Annotated in this window: 20 protein-coding genes and 1 pseudogene; 4 read left to right on the forward strand and 17 right to left on the reverse strand. The window is 57.2% G+C overall.

What is annotated here, in order from left to right:
• Nucleotides 1-221 precede the first annotated feature (221 nt).
• From ACIQ0R_RS00430 to ACIQ0R_RS00470, 9 genes are all read right to left on the reverse strand, one after another.
• The gene (locus ACIQ0R_RS00430) at nt 222-650 is read right to left on the reverse strand and encodes a TlpA disulfide reductase family protein (protein ID WP_395822654.1); all 429 of its coding nucleotides are present in this window, start codon (nt 648-650) and stop codon (nt 222-224) included.
• A gap of 185 nt (nt 651-835) precedes the next feature.
• Nucleotides 836-1,111, reverse strand: a complete 276-nt coding sequence (locus tag ACIQ0R_RS00435) for a hypothetical protein (protein WP_395822590.1) — start codon at nt 1,109-1,111, stop codon at nt 836-838.
• A complete protein-coding gene (locus ACIQ0R_RS00440; protein ID WP_395822592.1) occupies nt 1,068-1,673 on the reverse strand; it encodes a hypothetical protein in 606 nt (201 codons plus the stop codon). Before ACIQ0R_RS00440 ends, ACIQ0R_RS00435 begins: the two co-directional genes overlap by 44 nt.
• 113 nt (nt 1,674-1,786) lie before the next feature.
• Nucleotides 1,787-2,797 carry a M48 family metallopeptidase gene (locus tag ACIQ0R_RS00445; protein WP_395822594.1) on the reverse strand — a complete coding sequence of 337 codons (1,011 nt, stop codon included), beginning with the start codon at nt 2,795-2,797 and terminating at the stop codon, nt 1,787-1,789.
• A 55-nt stretch (nt 2,798-2,852) separates the two neighbouring features.
• The gene (locus ACIQ0R_RS00450) at nt 2,853-3,425 is read right to left on the reverse strand and encodes a LemA family protein (RefSeq protein WP_395822596.1); all 573 of its coding nucleotides are present in this window, start codon (nt 3,423-3,425) and stop codon (nt 2,853-2,855) included.
• 276 nt (nt 3,426-3,701) lie between these two features.
• Entirely contained in the window at nt 3,702-4,349 is a 648-nt protein-coding gene (locus ACIQ0R_RS00455) for a BON domain-containing protein (RefSeq protein ID WP_395822598.1), read from the reverse strand.
• On the reverse strand, nt 4,342-4,938 hold the full coding sequence (locus tag ACIQ0R_RS00460) for a phosphoheptose isomerase (RefSeq protein WP_395822656.1): 597 nt from the start codon (nt 4,936-4,938) through the stop codon (nt 4,342-4,344). The genes ACIQ0R_RS00455 and ACIQ0R_RS00460 overlap by 8 nt, the downstream gene beginning before the upstream one ends.
• Nucleotides 4,939-5,229: 291 nt before the next feature.
• On the reverse strand, nt 5,230-5,607 hold the full coding sequence (locus ACIQ0R_RS00465; RefSeq protein WP_395822600.1) for a YraN family protein: 378 nt from the start codon (nt 5,605-5,607) through the stop codon (nt 5,230-5,232).
• Between the two features lie 37 nt (nt 5,608-5,644).
• A complete protein-coding gene (locus tag ACIQ0R_RS00470; protein WP_395822602.1) occupies nt 5,645-6,802 on the reverse strand; it encodes a penicillin-binding protein activator in 1,158 nt (385 codons plus the stop codon).
• Between the two features lie 62 nt (nt 6,803-6,864).
• Here ACIQ0R_RS00470 and rsmI point away from each other — a divergent pair, with 62 nt between their 5' ends.
• On the forward strand, nt 6,865-7,767 hold the full coding sequence (gene rsmI / locus ACIQ0R_RS00475) for a 16S rRNA (cytidine(1402)-2'-O)-methyltransferase (RefSeq protein WP_395822604.1): 903 nt from the start codon (nt 6,865-6,867) through the stop codon (nt 7,765-7,767).
• On the opposite strand, the gene ACIQ0R_RS00480 is transcribed toward rsmI, so the two are convergent.
• The gene (locus ACIQ0R_RS00480) at nt 7,709-8,104 is read right to left on the reverse strand and encodes a hypothetical protein (protein ID WP_395822606.1); all 396 of its coding nucleotides are present in this window, start codon (nt 8,102-8,104) and stop codon (nt 7,709-7,711) included. The genes rsmI and ACIQ0R_RS00480 overlap by 59 nt on opposite strands.
• Nucleotides 8,105-8,152: 48 nt before the next feature.
• Here ACIQ0R_RS00480 and ACIQ0R_RS00485 point away from each other — a divergent pair, with 48 nt between their 5' ends.
• The gene (locus ACIQ0R_RS00485; protein ID WP_395822658.1) at nt 8,153-9,982 is read left to right on the forward strand and encodes a potassium transporter Kup; all 1,830 of its coding nucleotides are present in this window, start codon (nt 8,153-8,155) and stop codon (nt 9,980-9,982) included.
• 97 nt (nt 9,983-10,079) lie between these two features.
• Here ACIQ0R_RS00485 and ACIQ0R_RS00490 read toward each other — a convergent pair whose 3' ends face one another.
• The 5 genes from ACIQ0R_RS00490 to ACIQ0R_RS00510 all read right to left on the reverse strand — a co-directional run bounded on the left by ACIQ0R_RS00490 (nt 10,080) and on the right by ACIQ0R_RS00510 (nt 13,452).
• Nucleotides 10,080-10,769: a tRNA (guanine(46)-N(7))-methyltransferase TrmB gene (locus ACIQ0R_RS00490; protein ID WP_395822608.1), complete on the reverse strand. Its 690-nt coding sequence runs from the start codon at nt 10,767-10,769 to the stop codon at nt 10,080-10,082.
• Nucleotides 10,770-10,981: 212 nt separating this feature from the next.
• Nucleotides 10,982-11,239 carry a DUF3567 domain-containing protein gene (locus ACIQ0R_RS00495; protein ID WP_395822610.1) on the reverse strand — a complete coding sequence of 86 codons (258 nt, stop codon included), beginning with the start codon at nt 11,237-11,239 and terminating at the stop codon, nt 10,982-10,984.
• A 262-nt stretch (nt 11,240-11,501) separates the two neighbouring features.
• Nucleotides 11,502-11,948, reverse strand: a complete 447-nt coding sequence (locus ACIQ0R_RS00500; protein ID WP_395822612.1) for a hypothetical protein — start codon at nt 11,946-11,948, stop codon at nt 11,502-11,504.
• 244 nt (nt 11,949-12,192) lie between these two features.
• Nucleotides 12,193-12,717, reverse strand: a complete 525-nt coding sequence (locus tag ACIQ0R_RS00505) for a thioredoxin family protein (RefSeq protein ID WP_395822614.1) — start codon at nt 12,715-12,717, stop codon at nt 12,193-12,195.
• Nucleotides 12,718-12,735: 18 nt separating this feature from the next.
• Entirely contained in the window at nt 12,736-13,452 is a 717-nt protein-coding gene (locus ACIQ0R_RS00510; RefSeq protein WP_395822616.1) for a cytochrome c biogenesis CcdA family protein, read from the reverse strand.
• Between the two features lie 508 nt (nt 13,453-13,960).
• Here ACIQ0R_RS00510 and ACIQ0R_RS00515 point away from each other — a divergent pair.
• Nucleotides 13,961-15,288, forward strand: a pseudogene (locus ACIQ0R_RS00515) (ATP-binding protein).
• A gap of 207 nt (nt 15,289-15,495) precedes the next feature.
• Here ACIQ0R_RS00515 and ACIQ0R_RS00520 read toward each other — a convergent pair.
• On the reverse strand, nt 15,496-15,909 hold the full coding sequence (locus ACIQ0R_RS00520; protein ID WP_395822618.1) for an organic hydroperoxide resistance protein: 414 nt from the start codon (nt 15,907-15,909) through the stop codon (nt 15,496-15,498).
• Nucleotides 15,910-16,165: 256 nt separating this feature from the next.
• On the opposite strand from ACIQ0R_RS00520, the gene ACIQ0R_RS00525 reads away from it, so the two are divergent.
• Complete coding sequence (locus ACIQ0R_RS00525; protein WP_395822620.1) at nt 16,166-16,609, forward strand: MarR family winged helix-turn-helix transcriptional regulator; 444 nt, start codon at nt 16,166-16,168, stop codon at nt 16,607-16,609.
• A 41-nt stretch (nt 16,610-16,650) separates the two neighbouring features.
• On the opposite strand, the gene ACIQ0R_RS00530 is transcribed toward ACIQ0R_RS00525, so the two are convergent.
• Entirely contained in the window at nt 16,651-18,216 is a 1,566-nt protein-coding gene (locus ACIQ0R_RS00530; protein ID WP_395822622.1) for a YifB family Mg chelatase-like AAA ATPase, read from the reverse strand.
• Between the last annotated feature and the right edge of the window lie 9 nt (nt 18,217-18,225).

Below are 18,225 nucleotides of genomic sequence, written 5' to 3' on the forward strand. Positions count from 1 at the left end.
TCCACAGTGCATCTTCCACGATCGGTTTGCCCATCTCTTCTTCAGCCTTATCTATATCAATGCCGAAGAGTAGCAGCTTGCCGGAAAAGTTAACAGCCCCTTCGGGCCTTTATGAAACCGTCTCTTAGTGATCGCGGCACTGCCAGGCAGCGGCGCAAAGACAGCCTCACAGTGAGGCTGGGCCTGCCCCCGACGGGATGAATGTTTGCGGCGCTTTTTAATTATGTAGCGAGTGCTTTATCCAGTAGCGCGTGCAATCCCGCAAACTTCGGTTCACCGACGTAGCGCTTGATGATATTGCCCTGCTTGTCGATCACGAAAGTAGTTGGCGTCAACTTGACATCGCCGAACGAGTTGGCCAGCTTACCCTGCAGATCCAGCGCTACCTGAAATGGTAAACCGCGTGTTTCGACGAAATTCGTCACGTAATTAGGCGGGTCGTAGCTCATCGCCACAGCGACAAAGTCGAGGCCCTTGTCCTTGTACATGTTATAGGTCTCGACCATCTGCGGCATTTCGGCCACGCAAGTCGTGCAACTGGTGGCCCAGAAATTCACCATCACCACCTTGCCGCGCAAGCTTTGCAGCGCTATCTGTTGGCCCTTGAGGTTGGTGAAAGTAACGTCAGGTGCGACGTCCTTTTTCGACATCGACAGATAGCCGGCAGTTGCCACGGCAAGCACCGCGACAGTGGCTACGGCCTTGATCCAGTGCCGTTTGCCGGAGGGTTGTTCAACTTGAGGTTGTATGGCGAAAATCCCAACATGGGCAAAGCCCGAAAGTCCTTATTATAGTCACCGGCGCGGATCTTTGTCCAAACCGCCAGGATTTGATGCTAATTATCGAATTGCCACGGATAAGCGCGATAGGTGGCCGCAACCGCAGGCGGGATAGGTGCTTCGATACCGGCACAAATGGCGCGTAATATGTCGGCGCTGGCGAGATCCGGTTGGCCGTCCCCGGCATTGCCGGTTTCGGCGACGGCCAACAACGCCTTGATCAACTGTGGCTTGGCCAGAGGCGCAAGACGATTGGCGTTGTCCAGCGCCTGCCGGACCCGCGGAAAGCTAAGGCTTGCGCCGTCGCAATAGTCGCTGGCGGCCAGATTCAATTCTGCGCCGCGCCCCGCGCAAGAACGCTGCTATGCGGGCTTCAGCACTGTGAGCCGCGCCGGAAGGCACGCACACGTGCGCCACCAGCGACAGCATGACTGCGATATCGTTATTCAGCTCTGCCAGGCGATTGAATTTGATCGGGACCAATCGCCCAGCCCGCGCCGCCAGGCGGCGCGCCAGGATAGTCTGCAGGACGAATTCGGCCAGCGTGATGCGGCTGTCGGCGGCAATCAACCGATCAACAGTCGCCAGTAATTTGTCGCGCTCAGGCTGCGCCAGCTGGCGCAGCGCCGGCATTGCCAGATCGACTAGCGGCAGCCTGGCGCTCAGCGGCAAGCGGGCGATCGGTTCGCTCAGGAAGGCCGTCAACGCTGCCTGTTGCGGCGATTCTTTGTTGATCGCCGCCAATTGCTGAGCGCGTTCAGCCCCCCCCTCGCCCAGCAGTAGCGCATAGACCACCGCGCAAGCGGCGACCGGCTCGCGCACGGCGCTGTCGAGTTGCGGCGCCAGCGCAAAGCTGGTACCGCTACTGTTACCGAATGCCAGCGTTTTCTGCATGGAGGGCGTATCTGCTGCCGCCGCAAAATTTGCAGCGGCAGCAGCGCCGACCGAACCTGAGGCGTCAAAGGGCAGGTCGGCCAGCCGTTCGCTGGGTGCGGCAAACGGCAGCGCTAATTCCGGCGGCGCAGCCGTTCTGTGAGCGGCGGATGGGTGGCAAACCAGCCGTCCAGCAGATTGCGGCGGGCGCTGCCGAGGAACAGCTGGGATAGTTGCTCGGCGCTGGCATGATTGATTTGCGAACCGATCTTGTTACGGTCGGTAAGGCCGCTGATCTTGCGCAACGCACCGCCGATGCCATCCGGATTGCGGGTGAACTGGACCGCGCTGGCGTCGGCCAGGAACTCGCGCTGGCGCGACACGGCGGATTTGATCAGACGGCCGAAGAAGATACCGATATAGCCGATCACGAACAACACCAGGCCGCTAACGATCAATACCAGCTGCCACGGCGGGCCCTTGTCCCGGTTGTTGCGCGCGCCGACATCCCAGAAGCTGCTGCCGAAATTCATTAATTGCTGGCCGAACCCGGCGATCATCTGGATGCCGAACAGCACGCCGATCAGATGCACGTTGAGACGCATATCGCCGTTCAGAATGTGGCTGAACTCGTGGCCCACCACACCCTGTAGCTCATCCCGCGTCAAGCGGTTGAGCGCGCCGCGTGTGACCGCTACCACAGCTTCATTCGGATTGTAGTCGGCGGCAAAGGCATTGATCGCGTCCTCTTGCTCCAGCAGATAAACTTTGGGACAGGCGATGCCGGCGGCCAGCGCCATTTCCTCGACTACGCTCAACAGGCGCCGCTCCTGCATGTCGGCGCTGGCTGGCGAGACCAGGCGGCCGCCAGCCATTTGGGCTACGGCATCGCCGCCGTCGCGCAGGTTGAGCGTCTGGATCAGCGTACCGCCGCCGATCAGCAATAGGGTGATCAGGGTGTTGGTCTCGAAAAAACCCTTCGGATAGTTGCGCATGATGCCGTGATGGGGGTCGAATTTGAACGTCCACAGCAGCGCCATGGCAAGGTTGACTGCGACGACGATCGCAAGCACCGCCAGCCCGAACAGAAACACCAATTTCCGGGTTTGCTGCCGCGCCTGGTGTTGTTGTTCAAAGAAAGTCATGCGCGCAACTCAGTGAGGAGAAGTTGAGATGCCAGATGCCGCCAGCCGCCAGCGTTCAGAACGTGACCTTGACGGCCTTGCGTTCTTCCGGCGTCTCGGTGGCTTGCAGCAGTTGCGCCGGTTTGAATGAAAACATGCCGGCGCAAATCGAAGCGGGAAACTGTTCGATGGCGGTGTTGTATTCCATCACGCTGTCGTTGTATGCCTGACGCGAAAAGCCGATCCGGTTCTCGGTGCCGGTCAGCTCTTCGGTCAGCTGCATCATGTTCTGGGTGGCCTTCAGGTCCGGATATGCTTCCGATAACGCAAACAGTTTCCCCAGGCTGGCGCTGAGCACACCTTCGCTGGCGGCCATTTGCCGGACTGCGACGGCATCGGTGGCGTTGGCCGCGACCGCATGGTTGCGTGCCGAGATCACGGCTTCGAGCGTTTCGCGCTCATGTTTCAGATAACCCTTGGCGGTTTCCACCAGGTTCGGGATCAGATCGTAACGGCGTTTGAGCTGTATATCGATCTGCGCGAAGGCATTCTTGAAGCGATTGCAGTAACTCACCAGACGGTTATAGATAGCAACTGCCCAGGCAACCAGGGCGAGGACGATTGCCAGAAAAATGACGAAGCCGATCATTGTTTTCCCCAGAAAAAAGCCGCTGGACGGTTTGTCCAGCGGCAACGTTATATGACAAGAAGCCCAAAAGCAAGCGCAGCGGCGGCTCTTGGGTGTCGAACCCTATGAGGATGTCGGCGTGAGGCGCTGTATCTGAGCTATCTGAGCTATCTGAGCTATCTGAGCTATCTGAGCTATCTGAGCTATCTGAGCTATCTGAGCTATCTGAGCTATCTGAGCTATCTGAGCTATCTGAGCTATCTGAGCTATCTGGCCTGTCGGCACTTTACTGGTTGCTTATTTCGCGCTTTCGCGCGGTGCCGACGACATTTGCGTCAATTCATCCTCGGTGATGTACTCAAACACCTTGACCACCTTTTGCACGCCGCTCACGCCTGCGGCGATTTCTGCCGCGCGTTTGCCTTTACGTTCGGTAACCCGGCCCATCAGATAGACATTGCCGCGTTCGGTGACGACCTTGATCGAATTGCCGAATACATCCTTGGCATCGACCAGCGAGGCGATCACCTTGCTGGTGATGAAGGTGTCTTTGGAGCGCGCTGAAAATGTCGATGGCGCACCGATTGCCAACTCGTTATCGACTGCATGGACGTTTTCGATGGCCTGCACCTCGCGTTCGGCGGCGGCCCTGGCGGCATCGTCGCGTACTTCGCCGGTCAGCAATACCTTGCGGTTGAAGCTGGTGATGTTGACATGACCATCCTGGCCGACGACGCCCGGAACCCGCGTTTCTGCCTTGAGCATGATCGCCTTGTCCTCGGTTTGTGCACCCAGCGTGCGCCGGTCCGTCACTGCGAAGCCACCGGCGACAGCGCCGCCGAGCGCCAGGGCGACACAACCCTGCAAGCTCAGCGCCACCGTGCCGCACAGTGCCACTGCGGCCAATCGACGCTGCCATTTGCTCCAACTTCCCCGATCAATCATTCGCATCTCCTCCAAATAAAGCGACATCGATGCCGTCGCATAAGCAGTGTATCGTCAGCAGGTGTACTTCCTGGATGCGTGCGGTGCGGTCGTGCGGCACGCAAATATGGGCATCTGCCCCGGTCAGTTTCTTGCCGATGGCGCCGCCGCCTTTGCCGGTCAGCGCCACCACGCGCATTTCGCGTTCCAGCGCAACGTCAATCGCCGCCAGGACGTTGGCCGAATTTCCCGAGGTGGAAAATGCCAGCAGCACATCGCCAGCCTGTCCAAATGCCTGCACCTGTTTCGAAAAGATTTCGTTGAAGCTGTAATCGTTACCGACCGCCGTGATGATCGAGGTATCGGTGCTCAGCGCCAGAGCTGGTAGCGGTAGCCGCTCGCGTTCAAAGCGTCCGACCAGTTCCGCCGCAAAATGCTGGCAATCGGCAGCCGAACCGCCGTTGCCGCAAGCAAGAATCTTGTTGCCGTTGGACAGCGCTGAGAACATAAGTTCAATCGCACTGGAAATCGGTCCGGCCAGGACCTCAGCTGAGCGAGCTTTGAGTTCGGCACTTTCGTTGAAGTGCGCCAGGATACGTTGATTTATCATGATGTCGGTGTGGATGGTGGTGGATACTACCGAAAATGCGCGTGGCGATTTCAAGCTTTACTTGCCATGCGCTCTGCTCGGAATTGTTTTCTGGTTAATAAGCCAATTAGTAAGCCAATTAGTAAGCCTGTCAATAAGCCGGTTAGTAAGCCGGTTAGTAAGCCGGTTAGTAAGCTTGCAAATAAGCTGGTTAAATGAGTCGGATCATAAGCTGGATTTCGATAGTCAGTGGTTGTGTTGGCCAGATTATAGCTGGCGCTGCCGGATTCCCGGCACAACCGTGAGCGAGGATCAGGTCTCGAACGCGTTTCTGATCCATTCGATGTGCTCGCCGTCAATCGCTACGACGTCAAAGCGGCAGGCCGGAGGCGCCGCATGGCGTTGCAAAAAAACCTGGGCGGCGATAATCAGCTTGGTTTGTTTGCGGTGCGTGACACTGGCTGCGGCACCGCCGTAGCGCTTGCTGCTGCGCTGCCTGACTTCGACAAACACCAGTTGACGGGATGCTCCCGGCTCGCTGAGGATCAAATCGATTTCACCACCCTTGCAGCGGAAATTGCGTTCTACCAGTTGCAATCCGCGCTTCTGCAAATAGACCAGCGCGATATCCTCAGCGGCCTGGCCGCGTCGGCTTGAAAGGCCCTGGATGACGGTGTCGAGGAGACTCATGACAGCGATTGCATGCAACGACGCGGCAACATCGCGCTCAGTGTATGTACAGCGGCCTGACGATACCGTTCTGATATACCGCCTCCGGCTCGATGCGTTCAAAACTCGGTGTGCCGATGCCGGCGCCAAAACGGACGTTGAGCCGGCCGGTGACGCCGTCGATCTGGAACACAATGTTGCGCGTCGCTACTTCTCGCGCAATCCGAAAGGCATCGATGCCGAGCGCGTACAAGCGATCCAGATCAGCATTGGGTTGCTGCCCAGGGCTATCGCTGCGGCGCGGATAGGCCATCACCGCCGGATGGTCAGGCTCCACTTGCCAGGGAATATCGAGCAGCCGCACCCCATTCAACTCAGGGATCTGGTGCTCAGGATTGGTATCGTCGAGAGCCAGCGGATTCAGTTGCGAAATGCCATAGATCGGCGTCTCCTCGCCGATCGCGTTGCGGATCTGCCTGGTCTGGTCGGCGTTGAGGGCGGCAAACAGCAGGCGCGGCCTTTCGCTCTCGATACGTTGTTGCAGTTGTATCAGCGCGGCGGGGTTGATGGCGCCGTCGGCCATCGCAAAAGTCATCAGCTCTGCGCGCAGGCTGCTGCCTTGCAACTGCTGCGCGAATGCGGCGGCAACCCGCTTTTGCCAGGCCACGCTGGTGCTCAGCACGAACACCTTGCCGGGCGCCAGTTCGGCGTCTACCCGGTTGGCGACCTGGCGTGCTTCGGCTTCTATCGACAGTCCGATCGGCAGCATCTGTGGCGGCAGCATCGGTTCCTGGCCGGCCGGCAGATCGGGCTGAGTCAGTGCAATCGTCGGTTTGCTCATGTGGCCCCTCTGTACGATGGCCGTGATCCCGGTGCGCGATAGTGGGCCGACCAGAATATCGAATTTATTGCTGGCTTCTGTATAAGCGGCCAGCATGTCGGCGGCGGTATCGGCGGCTTCGATGACGCTGACCGTCAGATCGCTCTTGTCGCGTTCATAGGCGTTCAGGAAGCCGGCGCGCACGGCGTCTGCGGCGGCACCCAAAGGCCCGGAACGCGGCGGCAGCAGCAGCGCGATGCTGGCAAGTGGAATAGTATTGCCGCTCTGGTCAGGGCTGGCCGATTCGACGATGGTTGTGTTTGCCAGCGCAGCCGGGCACAATCCGTTCAACAGGATCCCTGCCACCAATGTCAGCTTGACCCATTTACAAAACATGCATAACTCCCCATGACTCCCCATGACTCCCCATGACTCCCCATGACTCCCCATGACTCCCCATGACTCATCAATCTGCCAGCGCTCTCGTCAATTCGTCAATCCTGGATGAGGTAGCGCAGCAGGCGTATCCCGCGTCAACATTATATGTGCTGGCTACGCCTATCGGGAATGTCTGCGATATCAGCTTGCGCGCACTGCACGTATTATCGATGGTCGATGCGGTGGCCTGTGAAGATACGCGCAATACTGCCCATTTGCTAAGCCGTTATGGTTTATCCAAGACTTTACTGGCGGCGCATGAGCACAATGAGCGCGAAGCGGCCGATAAGATCGTCGCCCGCCTGCAGGCCGGCGAGAGGATCGCGCTGGTGTCCGATGCCGGCACCCCCGCAGTATCGGACCCGGGCGCGCGGATTGTCGATGCGGTGCTGCGCGCCGGCTTACGTGCGCTGCCGTTGCCGGGGCCGGCGGCGGCCATCGCCGCGCTGTCGGTCAGCGGCCTGGTCAACGATCAGTTCCAGTTTATCGGCTTCTTGCCCAGCAAAGGACGGCAGCGTGAGATCGTGCTCAGCGGCCTGGTTGGTGCCAGCGCCACGCTGGTGCTGTATGAGGCTCCGCATCGCATCGTCGAAACCGTCGACGCGCTGTTGCTGGCATTCGGCCCGCAACGCCAGGTGGTGCTGGCGCGCGAGCTCACCAAACTGTTTGAAAGCGTGCATCGCTGTGCCTTGGGCGACGCTCCGGCATGGCTGGCGGCCGACACCAACCGGCAAAAAGGCGAGTTTGTCGTGTTGATCGAGGCCGCGCCGGTTGCGCTGGACGACAGCGCGGAAGGAGAGCGGGTATTGAAGATTCTGTTGGCAGAATTGTCGATCAAGCAAGCTTCGGCATTGGCGGCGCAAATTACTGGTCAAAAGAAAAATGCTTTGTATGAAAGAGCGTTGGTCCTGAAGGGCGAGTAGGTTTTGACGGCAGGCTTGCAGCGGCATGTGGCGAATGTTTTGTCATTAATTTTTTGTTATTGGTTGGCTTTTCTGATGTGGCGGTGTGTCGGGACCAGCTGATAAACACCTCTTCAGCAAAGCGGCGATGTATTTTCACAACGGCATTGGCACCGCAAATTAGTTCGGGCCAGGGTTCGATAGTAAAATCCGCCACCTTGTGCGACGCGTCAAAAAATATCTGAAAAGAAATAATCAGAATAATCGGAAGTAAGTGGTCCATGCATTCCAGAATGCCGGACTTGCCCTTACCAATAAGATGAGAGAAACCATGAGCAATACGCAAACCAGCGGTCATAGCGCCGGATTCAAGTCATCCCGTCTACACATCATCACGCTGGCTGCAATGGGGATCGTGTTCGGCGATATCGGCACCAGTCCGTTGTACGCATTGAAAGAATGTTTCAGCGCCGAACATGGCATCTCGTTCTCGCCGGATGGGGTGCTGGGGATTATCTCGATGCTGTTCTGGGCGATCACCATCGTGGTGTCGCTCAAGTATGTGCTGTTCGTGATGCGGGCCGACAATAACGGCGAAGGCGGTGTGCTGGCATTGATGGCACTGTCGCTGCGCACGGCCAGGCACGGCTCGCGGCGCGCCAAGACGTTGATGATGCTGGGTGTGTTCGGTGCCTGCATGTTTTACGGCGACGTCGTGATCACGCCAGCCATCTCGGTGCTGTCGGCGGTGGAGGGGCTGGAAATCGCCACGCCGGGCCTGAGCCGCTACGTGGTGCCGCTATCGCTGATCATCCTGATCGGCTTGTTCCTGATTCAAAAGCATGGCACCACCGTGGTCGGCAAATTTTTCGGTCCGGTCATGTTTTTCTGGTTTTTGTCGCTGGGTCTGCTGGGCATTTTCAATGTGGTCAAGGCGCCGCAAATTCTGGTAGCGATCAATCCTTATTATGCCTATGCGTTCATGGAGGCTCATACGCTGCAGGCGTTCAAGGTGCTCGGCTCAGTGGTGCTGGTGCTCACCGGCGCTGAAGCCTTGTATGCCGACATGGGGCACTTCGGGATTCGTCCTATCCGCTTTGCCTGGCTGTACACCGTAATGCCATGCCTGCTGCTGAATTACTTTGGCCAGGGCGCCAACTTGCTGGCCAACCCGAGTGCGATTGAGAACCCTTTCTACCTGATGGTGCCGGACGCCTTGCTGGTGCCGATGGTGATTCTGGCGACCGCCGCTACCGTGATCGCATCGCAGGCAGTAATTTCCGGTGCGTTTTCGCTGACCAGTCAGGCCATCCTGCTGGGCTTTGTGCCGCGCATGCGTATCCTGCACACTTCTGAAGACGAACGCGGCCAGATCTACATCCCGATGATCAACTGGATGCTGTTGATTCTGGTGGTAGCAGTTGTGCTGGCGTTCAAGAAATCCGACAACCTGGCCGCCGCCTATGGCGTCGCCGTGACCAGCACCATGCTGATCACCACAGTGCTGGCAGCGGTGGTCATGCGCACCGTCTGGAAATGGAATCCTTTTCTGGTGGCGTTGGTCATCAGTGCTTTCTTCGTTGTCGACTTTGCGTTTTTCGCCGCCAACCTGCTAAAGATTGTCTACGGCGGCTGGTTCCCGTTGCTGCTCGGCGGCTTTGCCTTCTTCTTGCTGATGACCTGGTACGCTGGTCGCATGCTGCTGCGTGAGCGCACCAAGGATGAAGGGATTCCGCTTGAGCCTTTTGTCGAAGGGCTGCTGGCGCACCCGCCGCACCGGGTTGAAGGTACGGCGGTATTCATGACCGGCAATGTCAATACGGTGCCGGTGGCGATGCTGCACAACCTGAAGCACAACCGTATCCTGCACAAGCGCGTGTTTTTCATGAAGGTCAGCATTTGGGACGTCCCTTTCGTCGAAGACAGCAAGCGCCTGACATTGCGCGAACTGGGCAAGGATATCTATGTCCTGCGTGCGGCATTCGGCTTCAAGGAAGCGCCGGATGTGCAGACCGTGATGGCCTTGACCACAGCCCAGTTCGGGCTAGAGTTCGACGTCATGGATACCTCGTTCTTCCTGGCCCGCGACACGGTTGTCCCGAGCAAGATCCCGGGCATGCAGCTATGGCGCGAAAAGCTGTTCGCGTGGATGTATCAGAATGCCGCCAAGCCATCCGACTTTTTCCACATCCCGGTCAATCGTGTGGTTGAATTGGGCACCAAAGTCGAAATTTAAGCGTTGTGCCCCTCAGCGCAAGCCGTGCCGGCTTGCGTCTGTCATTCGCGCCGGCTGCCGATGGTCGCGGCGGAAGCGGCGCTGGCGGCTGGCGCCCTTACTTTGTTGCCGGCTGGCCGAGCTGCACCCGACAACGCCATAACTGATGTCCCGAAGCCAGATATTTATTCTCGAACGGCGTGATAGGGACCGTCGTCTGGTATGGCTCGCAGTTGACATGAATACCGCTCAATTGCGTCAGCGCGCTGGCGCATTCTTCCACATAGATTTGCCAGTTGCTACGGCATTCGAGAATGCCGCCCAGCGCGACGATATCTGGAAATACCGGGTGGGCATGCCAGCGCCGGCTCAACTGGCCGATTTTCGGCCAGGGATTTGGATACAGCAGGTAATGCCGTGCCGGATAAATGTTAGCCGCCAGCAGTAAGCACCAGTAATCTACCAGATCGGCACGTATCCTGATGAAATTCTGCGGCTGCGGCGTGCTACCGGACCATAGCGTGTTACGCCCGACCCGGTCTGCCGATTGATCGACGCCGATGACGAAATGATCCCGGTATTGCGCCGCCAGATGCATGGTTGACAAGCCAACTCCGCAACCGGCATCCAGTATCGGTGGCAGACAACCGGCGGCACGCCAGGCGGCAATACTGGCATCGAATGCGGCCTGGTTGTAGCCGCTGACTGGTTTCTGAAATGTGTGTGCGGCATGTCTGGCCACGGTTGCCGCTAGCTGCTCATGGATGCCGGTTTGCGCGCTGTGAATGGGGTTGGAGTTGGCAAACATGAAACGTAGCGATGGAAGACGTAAAGACAGGAAGCGTAAAGATATAAAACAAACGCAAAAATATAAATCTTGAAGATATAAAATTTAGAAATATAAAACTTAGAGATAAGCGCAACGCACCCGCAGCAGCGTCGGCGACAGCAGTTCAGGCGGCGGCACGGCAGCGCGTTCCAGCGCACGTGCTGGAACGGCGAAGAAGCAAGGTGCCGGGATTACTGCAACGTCACTGGCTGGCTCATCAAGGAGTCATAACTGCCCAGAAAAGCATCGATATCTTCGATGCTCGGTTCTGTTGCAATCAGATCTTCGACCCCTTTACGGAAAAACTCTGCTAAAGCACCAGCAATGAAAATCTCGCGCTTGAACGACTTATCGACGATTTCATAGCCTCCGAAACGCAGAGCTTCGCGTTGTTCGTCTGCAACAAATTCGACGACGCTGTATTGGCCACTGTTATAAATCAGGTTCATATGCGCTCCCGGTAGTTAATACAGAAGGTAATGATCAAGTAAGCAGTTTTCAAGTCAGCCCGCAAAAATATTATTTTTTAGCTCCTTGCTCCTGATTGAAGAAAGTTATTTCTGTCTGGATGGACATATGCACCGGCCAAAATTCACTGATCAAAGAATTAACGTAGCCATTTTGTCATATGGTACGCCACGGCAAATGTTTATCACAGATTAAATATTCATTAAGGCAATGCATTTTCGCTACAAGCGAATAAATATTTGCCTATCGCCATGTTTTATAGCTGTCACTCGATCCATTCAAACAGCATGTGCTGATGAGAGCCGCTGGTAATGACAACATCGCGGGTTTTCGACTGGCCATTTTTGATCGCTTCGATGCGATAGTGTCCGGCCGGTAATTGCGCCAGGAAGAAAGGCCCATTGGATACGGCATTGAGCACCGCATGGTTGTCAGCGTCGCTGATTTTGACGCGGACGTCGGCCGTAAACTCATCCTTTGGGGGGTCGCCTTGACGACAAATTCAAGCTCCAGCGGGTAATTTTTTGCCTGGCGCTGTATGGCCGCCGCTTGGTCCTGCCCAATGTCGCCTGAGAGGTAGCTGACGGCAGCCGCGACGGTGCGCGTATCCTGGGATTGCGCGGGATTTGCGGCAAACGCCGCAGTCGCGGTAAACAATGCCCATGCGGCAAGAAAGATGTGCTTGTTCATGGTGCGTCCTCCAGAAAAGACAGCTCGGTACGGCAACGAATAACGTTCCTCAGCTCACACCCACACAATACGAAAATAAAATTAAAACAAGCTTAAATCAGATCAACTTTCAAAGTTTGCCTGTCAGCCGTTTGCGCTGACCCCGGCGCCCTGTCTATTCCTAAACAGCGCGCCGGGTGTGGCGGTTGACGCATAACCCAGGCAGACCAAGATCTCTGCTGATTCCCTACGGATGCTCGGCGGATTACGGTTGTGCCAGCAGTTTCTTGATGGCTTCTTCGGTTTGCCCGTACTGGCCTTCGCCGAAGTGAGTGTAGACCACTTGACCCTTTTTATCGATCAGATACACCGCTGGCCAATACTGGTTGTGGTAAGCGTTCCAGGTGGCGTACTGGTTGTCTTGCGCTACCGGGTAAGGTACGCCGAGTCGCTTGATCGCGGTTTTGACATTGTCCGTGTTGCGCTCGAACGGATATTCCGGGGTATGCACACCGACCACGACCAGACCCTGGTCTTTGTACTTCTGATACCACGATTTAACGTACGGCAATGTATTGATACAGTTGATGCAGGTGTAGGTCCAGAAGTCCACCAGCACTACTTTGCCGCGCAGTTGTTGCATGGTCAGCGGCTCGCTGTTGAGCCATTTTTCGATACCGGTAAATTCAGGTGCAGCGAAGCTCTTAGTCAGTGCGCTGGCGGAGGCGCCAGTGGAAACGGTGGCGGCAAGTGCCGTAACGATGGTGAAAGTTTTGAGACGGGAAAGCATAAAATATTCCTTTACAGATTACAGAGAAGTGGAAGAAAACAAGGAGGTCAGTCGAGCGATGATCAGCACGTCGTACTGCAGATAGATCGCCAGCGCGGTGAGTATCACCAGCACGCCGAACAGTCGTTGCAGGTTTTCGGCATGGCGCGCTACCACTCGGACGTGACGGCTGATGTACTGGCCGCCGTACAGAATGGCAAGCATCGGGATCTCAGCACCGATTGCATACATCAACAGCAGCAGAGCCGACCAGCCGAGGTCTTGCGCCTTAACAACCAGCACCAGAATCGATGCCAGTACCGGGCCGGCGCAGGGCGTCCAGACCGCACCCAGCGACATGCCAAGTACGAAGCCGCCGGTGTTGCCGGGCCGTACTTTCGGCGCAGCGCTTTGCATGCGTTGCAATGGCGCTTGCAGATACGCCACCAGCATTTGATACGGACGTGGCCACAACCGCAGCAGCCCCGATAGCCCCAGCAGCGCAATCGCGCCGGTACGAATAGCGTCCTGAGCGATGTGGATGCTGCTGGAGACGGCGCCCAACAACATGGCGAACGCCGAGAAGCTCAAAATGAAGCCGGCGATAATAAACAGCGGCCGCGTGCGGCTAGGGGCCGATCCGGAAGAACTGACCGACGTGCCGAGCAAAATTGGCAGCGCCGGCAAGACGCACGGCGAGGCGATGGTCAGAATACCGGCCAGCAAGGCAAGTGGTGTTTCTAGAAGGTTGTACATGATTGGCATCCAATGTTTTTTAACTAGCCTCTATTTGAATGCCTGGATGTATCTGGCTTGTTTCCCTAAAGCGGCATTGCCGCGTGTTTTGTGTATGGATCAGAGCCAGATACATTCCGACACAAATCTCCGGCGGATTTTTTATCGGGCAGACATGAAAGTCGCTGGCGCATTTAGCCGTTAGCTCCGGCCTGCAATAGTCGCAGCCTGTGGCGAATCGATATCGGTAGTAAAAAAGGGCGATTCGAGTGCCGGTGATGTATTTGTGACGCCTCATTTATTGCCGCAGAGTAGGTTGTAAGCCCCTTGTTACATGGGTTGAGGGGCTGAGCGGCAGGTCGGCGCAAACCAGATAAGGTATCATTCGCGTACGGAAATTCTGAGCCCTGTCTTGAGTCATATCTTGGGCCATATCCTGATAGTCGACGCGATACACAGAGCGACATCAAGGTGCTACGCAATGGGTCTGAGTATTTCCGGTCGTCGCAATATTGATCGAGAGCAACCAATGACCCTCCCTTTTTTGCGTTGGTCACGCACACTGTTCGCCTGGCTGACTCTGATTCTCTGCATTGGCCTGGTGCTGGCGCAGACCCTGTCGTTCTGGCTGACGCTGACCGAGCGTGATCAAGCCTCCACCAATGTCATGATGGGTTACATCGAGCGTGAAGCAGTCAGTTCGGTGGCGCTGCTCGATCGCTTATCGCCCGCCGAACGGGTTGAGTGGCTACCGCGTCTGGCGCGCCGTACTTACACTTTTGCTCTCGATTCCGGCATTCCTGCGACTCCCGGTGCACGGCCCGACGCCCGCTTGTCGCAAATGGTAGAGAAATCAATCGCCGACGGCATCGGAAAAACCTACGCGCTGACCGTCAACGCCATACCCGGCGACAAAGAGCACATGCAAGTGCATCTGAAGCTCAGCGACGGCACTCCGCTGACCATCGACATGCGTCCGGTGTGGGGCTTACCGGTTTCACCATGGCTGCCGCTGGTGCTGCTGTTGCAACTTTTCTTGCTAGCTGCTTGCTGCTGGTTTGCGGTAAGGCTGGCGACGCGTCCGTTGCACACAATGGCGGCCGCGGCTGACACGCTCGGCCCCGATCTCAAGGCCACGCGCCTGCCCGAGAACGGCCCTTGGGAAGTGGCGCGCGCATCCAAGGCTTTCAATGCCATGCAGGATCGGATTGCCACCTACATGACCGAGCGCGTACAAATTCTGGCAGCGATTTCGCATGATTTGCAGACACCTATTACGCGCATGCGGTTGCGGGTCGACGTGATGGATGAACCCCCCCCGCACGTCAAGCTGCAGCAGGACCTGCACGAGATGGAAAATCTGGTCAAGGAGGGAGTGGCATTTGCCCGGACCCTGCACGGCACCGCAGAGCCGCCATGTCGATTGATCCCGATGCCTTGCTCGACAGTATGGTGTGCGACTATGTCGATGCCGGTAGCGACGTGGTGCTGGAGGGCCGCATCGGCACGACCCTGGTAACCCGTCCGCAGGCATTACGGCGCGTCCTTGGCAATCTGATCGACAATGCCTTGAAATATGGCGGCAACGCCCGCATCATCGCCGCCGCATCGCCTGCCGACACGCCCTTGACAATCCTCGTGCGCGATAGCGGGCCGGGCATTCCAGAGGATTTGCTGGAAGCCGTATTCGAACCTTTCTATCGTGTGGAAGAATCGCGCAGTCGCAACGCCAGCGGCACCGGGCTCGGGCTGGCTATCTCACGGCAACTGACGCTGATGATGGGCGCTACGCTGTCGCTGCACAACCTCGCCGAGGGCGGCTTGGAAGCCAGGCTGGGAGTGCCAAAGATGAGCTGATGGATGAATGATTAACAGCTCGGTTGAAAGCTGAATACCGCTGCCACCCTGCATGATCTGAGCTGAGTGTCGTATCGCGCTTCCGTAGAAGCCATCTGTACTTAGCCAGTAAACAAAAGCCCGCCGATGCCTGATGGTAACGGCGGGCTTTTTATCGCTGAGCCTGGTTGCGCTTCAGCGCCGCATCAGATCAGCGTCATCAGCGGCTCAGACCAGATTGATTTCCACGCCGATGTTGCCGCGTGTGGCCTTGGAGTAAGGGCAGGTTTCGTGGGCTGCATTCACCAGTGCCCGAGCGACTTCGCGATCAATGCCAGGCAGGCTGACGTTGAGGCGCGCTTGCAGGAAATAGCCGCCATCGGTGGTGCCCAGATCGACTTCGGCATCTACCGAGAGGTCGGAAGGCAGAGCCACTTTCAACTTGCCTGCCGCCAACCCCATCGCACCGATGAAGCAGGCCGACCAGCCAGCCGCGAACAGTTGTTCTGGATTGGTGCCGTTGCCGCCAGGTGGCGACAATTGAATATCGAGACGACCGTCGGAGCTACGCGAGGTGCCGCTGCGGCCGCCCGAAGAGGTGTGGGTTTTACCTGTGTACAGCACTTTTTCTATTTTAGTCATGATCAATCCTCTCTAAAGACTGGGATTGCCAACCGGCTGGCAATCGTTAGGGTAAGTTAATTTACATCCGAGGTCATCCAACAACAGCGCTGATTATATCGGGGAATTGCGATATGTCAATATATGCTATTAAATCGTGCGCGATGTATAATGTATGCTATTTTAATGCTTGCCGGAAAGTTTTGGCGGCAAAAACCGCCATCTCCCCTGTGCGCTGGCGGCACAGTTATTTGCATTCACAAGGAGTCGCAAGACCATGCCCAACACCACCAATAAGAGGAGCCCGAAACTTTCCGAGTTTTTATGCTTTGCCATCTACTCGACCAATCTCGCCTTCGGAAAAGCATACAAACCAATACTGGAAGCGCTCGGCCTCACATACACTCAGTACATCGTCATCATCGTGTTGTGGGAGCAGGATCATCAGACGGTCAGCAGCATCGGCGAGAAGCTGTTCCTGGAATCGAACACGCTCACGCCGATTCTCAAGAAGCTGGAGTCGATGGGCTATCTAAAACGCCGGATAGATCCTAGCGACGAACGCCAGGTGCTGGTCAGTCTGACCGATGCCGGCCGACGCCTGCGCGAAAAGGGACTCGACATGAATCTGGTCAGCGCCTGCGGTTTGACCGATAGCGAATTTTCCAGCGTTCAAGGCGCAGTCGCCGCATTGCGCGACAACCTGATCAAAGCAACCTAGCCAAAAATAGCGCGCCATTGATACGCAACGCCTAGCCTCAACTAGGTATCACGCAAGGCCCGCCGGTACTGAATGGCTTCGGCGACATGGGTCACCGCAATGTTTTCGGCACCAGCCAGATCGGCGATGGTGCGTGCTAGTTTCAGTGCCCGATGGTAGCCGCGCGCAGACCAGTGCAGATGCGTCATCGCGCTGCGTAATATGTTTTCGCCGGCGCTGTCGGGTTTGCAGAAGTGATCGATTTCGCTGGTAGATAACGCCTGGTTTTGTTTGCCCTGGCGTGACAACTGAAGCTCATGCGCCTGCTCGACGCGGGCGGCAATAAGTGCTGATGGCTCGCCATCGGCTTGCTGCAGCAATTGCTCGTGAGGCACTGCCGGAACCTGAATCTGCATGTCGATGCGATCCAGCAGCGGACCGGAAATCTTGTTCTGGTAGCGGGCGATGCCATCTGGCGTGCAGCGGCATTCCCGGGTCGCATGACCGAGATAGCCGCAGGGGCAGGGATTCATCGCTGCGATCAATTGAAAGCGAGCCGGAAAGTCGGCTTGTTGCGCTGCCCTGGAAATCGTGATGTGACCCGATTCGAGTGGCTCGCGCAGCACTTCGAGGACGCGGCGATCGAATTCCGGCAATTCATCGAGAAGCAAAACGCCGCGATGCGCGAGTGAAATTTCGCCGGGACGCGGCGGGCTACCGCCACCGACCAGCGCCACCGCCGATGCGGTGTGATGCGGGGCGCGATAAGGACGGATTTTCCAGGCCTCTCCCGAAAATCCTTTCGTCAGCGATTGTACGGCTGCCGATTCCAGCGCTTCCAGATCAGTCATCGGCGGCAGGATTCCCGGAAACCGTAAAGCCAGCATCGATTTTCCTGTGCCGGGCGGCCCGATCAACAACACGCTATGGTTGCCGGCCGCGGCTACCTCCAAAGCACGCTTGGCTTGCAACTGTCCTTTGACATCGCTGAAGTCGGCATGGCTGCGAGGCTTCGATTGCGGTCGGGGTATATGACGTTGCAGTCTGGTATCGGCTTGTCGAGAGGAGAAATGCGCGCATACCTGCAACAACGATTGCGCCGGCAGAACATGTGCATTCGACACCAGCGCCGCTTCGTCCGCGTTGGCGCGCGGCAGGATGAAGGCGCGCGCCGATGGGGCTGGTGTTGCTGAGGCGCTACCCTCTGCCTTGGATGCCCCGGCATTCCGGTTATCCGAGGTCATGGCAAAAGTCATCGCAAGCGCGCCGCGAATGGGCCTCAGCTCGCCCGACAGCGACAGTTCTCCGGCGAATTCGTAGGCATCGAGTTCATCCGCCGGCATTTGTCCGGATGCCGCCAGTATGCCGAGTGCGATAGGGAGATCGAAGCGTCCGGATTCCTTGGGCAGGTCGGCTGGTGCCAGATTGACAGTAATACGGCGCGAGGGGAATTCGAAGCGGGCGTTTTGCAATGCTGCGCGGACCCGGTCCTTGGATTCCTTGACCTCGGTTTCGGGCAGGCCGACGATGGTGAAGGAGGGCAGGCCATTGGCCAGATGGACTTCCACTGTAACTTCGGGTGCTTGCATGCCTGCCAGCGCCCGACTTTTTAATACCGCTAGCGTCACCGTCTTGGC

This window comes from Collimonas sp., assembly GCF_044339385.1.
In the GTDB taxonomy this organism is placed as follows: domain Bacteria; phylum Pseudomonadota; class Gammaproteobacteria; order Burkholderiales; family Burkholderiaceae_D; genus Collimonas.

Bases quoted from the DNA above. Each gene is read 5' to 3' on its own strand.
- ACIQ0R_RS00430 (WP_395822654.1), bottom strand. From the start codon at position 650: ATGTCGAAAAAGGACGTCGCACCTGACGTTACTTTCACCAACCTCAAG.
- ACIQ0R_RS00440 (WP_395822592.1), bottom strand. From the start codon at position 1,673: ATGCAGAAAACGCTGGCATTCGGTAACAGTAGCGGTACCAGCTTTGCG.
- ACIQ0R_RS00445 (WP_395822594.1), bottom strand. From the start codon at position 2,797: ATGACTTTCTTTGAACAACAACACCAGGCGCGGCAGCAAACCCGGAAA.
- ACIQ0R_RS00450 (WP_395822596.1), bottom strand. From the start codon at position 3,425: ATGATCGGCTTCGTCATTTTTCTGGCAATCGTCCTCGCCCTGGTTGCC.
- ACIQ0R_RS00455 (WP_395822598.1), bottom strand. From the start codon at position 4,349: ATGATTGATCGGGGAAGTTGGAGCAAATGGCAGCGTCGATTGGCCGCA.
- ACIQ0R_RS00460 (WP_395822656.1), bottom strand. From the start codon at position 4,938: ATGATAAATCAACGTATCCTGGCGCACTTCAACGAAAGTGCCGAACTC.
- ACIQ0R_RS00465 (WP_395822600.1), bottom strand. From the start codon at position 5,607: ATGAGTCTCCTCGACACCGTCATCCAGGGCCTTTCAAGCCGACGCGGC.
- ACIQ0R_RS00470 (WP_395822602.1), bottom strand. From the start codon at position 6,802: ATGTTTTGTAAATGGGTCAAGCTGACATTGGTGGCAGGGATCCTGTTG.
- rsmI (WP_395822604.1), top strand. From the start codon at position 6,865: ATGACTCATCAATCTGCCAGCGCTCTCGTCAATTCGTCAATCCTGGAT.
- ACIQ0R_RS00480 (WP_395822606.1), bottom strand. From the start codon at position 8,104: ATGACCGCTGGTTTGCGTATTGCTCATGGTTTCTCTCATCTTATTGGT.
- ACIQ0R_RS00485 (WP_395822658.1), top strand. From the start codon at position 8,153: ATGGGGATCGTGTTCGGCGATATCGGCACCAGTCCGTTGTACGCATTG.
- ACIQ0R_RS00490 (WP_395822608.1), bottom strand. From the start codon at position 10,769: ATGTTTGCCAACTCCAACCCCATTCACAGCGCGCAAACCGGCATCCAT.
- ACIQ0R_RS00495 (WP_395822610.1), bottom strand. From the start codon at position 11,239: ATGAACCTGATTTATAACAGTGGCCAATACAGCGTCGTCGAATTTGTT.
- ACIQ0R_RS00500 (WP_395822612.1), bottom strand. From the start codon at position 11,948: ATGAACAAGCACATCTTTCTTGCCGCATGGGCATTGTTTACCGCGACT.
- ACIQ0R_RS00505 (WP_395822614.1), bottom strand. From the start codon at position 12,717: ATGCTTTCCCGTCTCAAAACTTTCACCATCGTTACGGCACTTGCCGCC.
- ACIQ0R_RS00510 (WP_395822616.1), bottom strand. From the start codon at position 13,452: ATGTACAACCTTCTAGAAACACCACTTGCCTTGCTGGCCGGTATTCTG.
- ACIQ0R_RS00520 (WP_395822618.1), bottom strand. From the start codon at position 15,909: ATGACTAAAATAGAAAAAGTGCTGTACACAGGTAAAACCCACACCTCT.
- ACIQ0R_RS00525 (WP_395822620.1), top strand. From the start codon at position 16,166: ATGCCCAACACCACCAATAAGAGGAGCCCGAAACTTTCCGAGTTTTTA.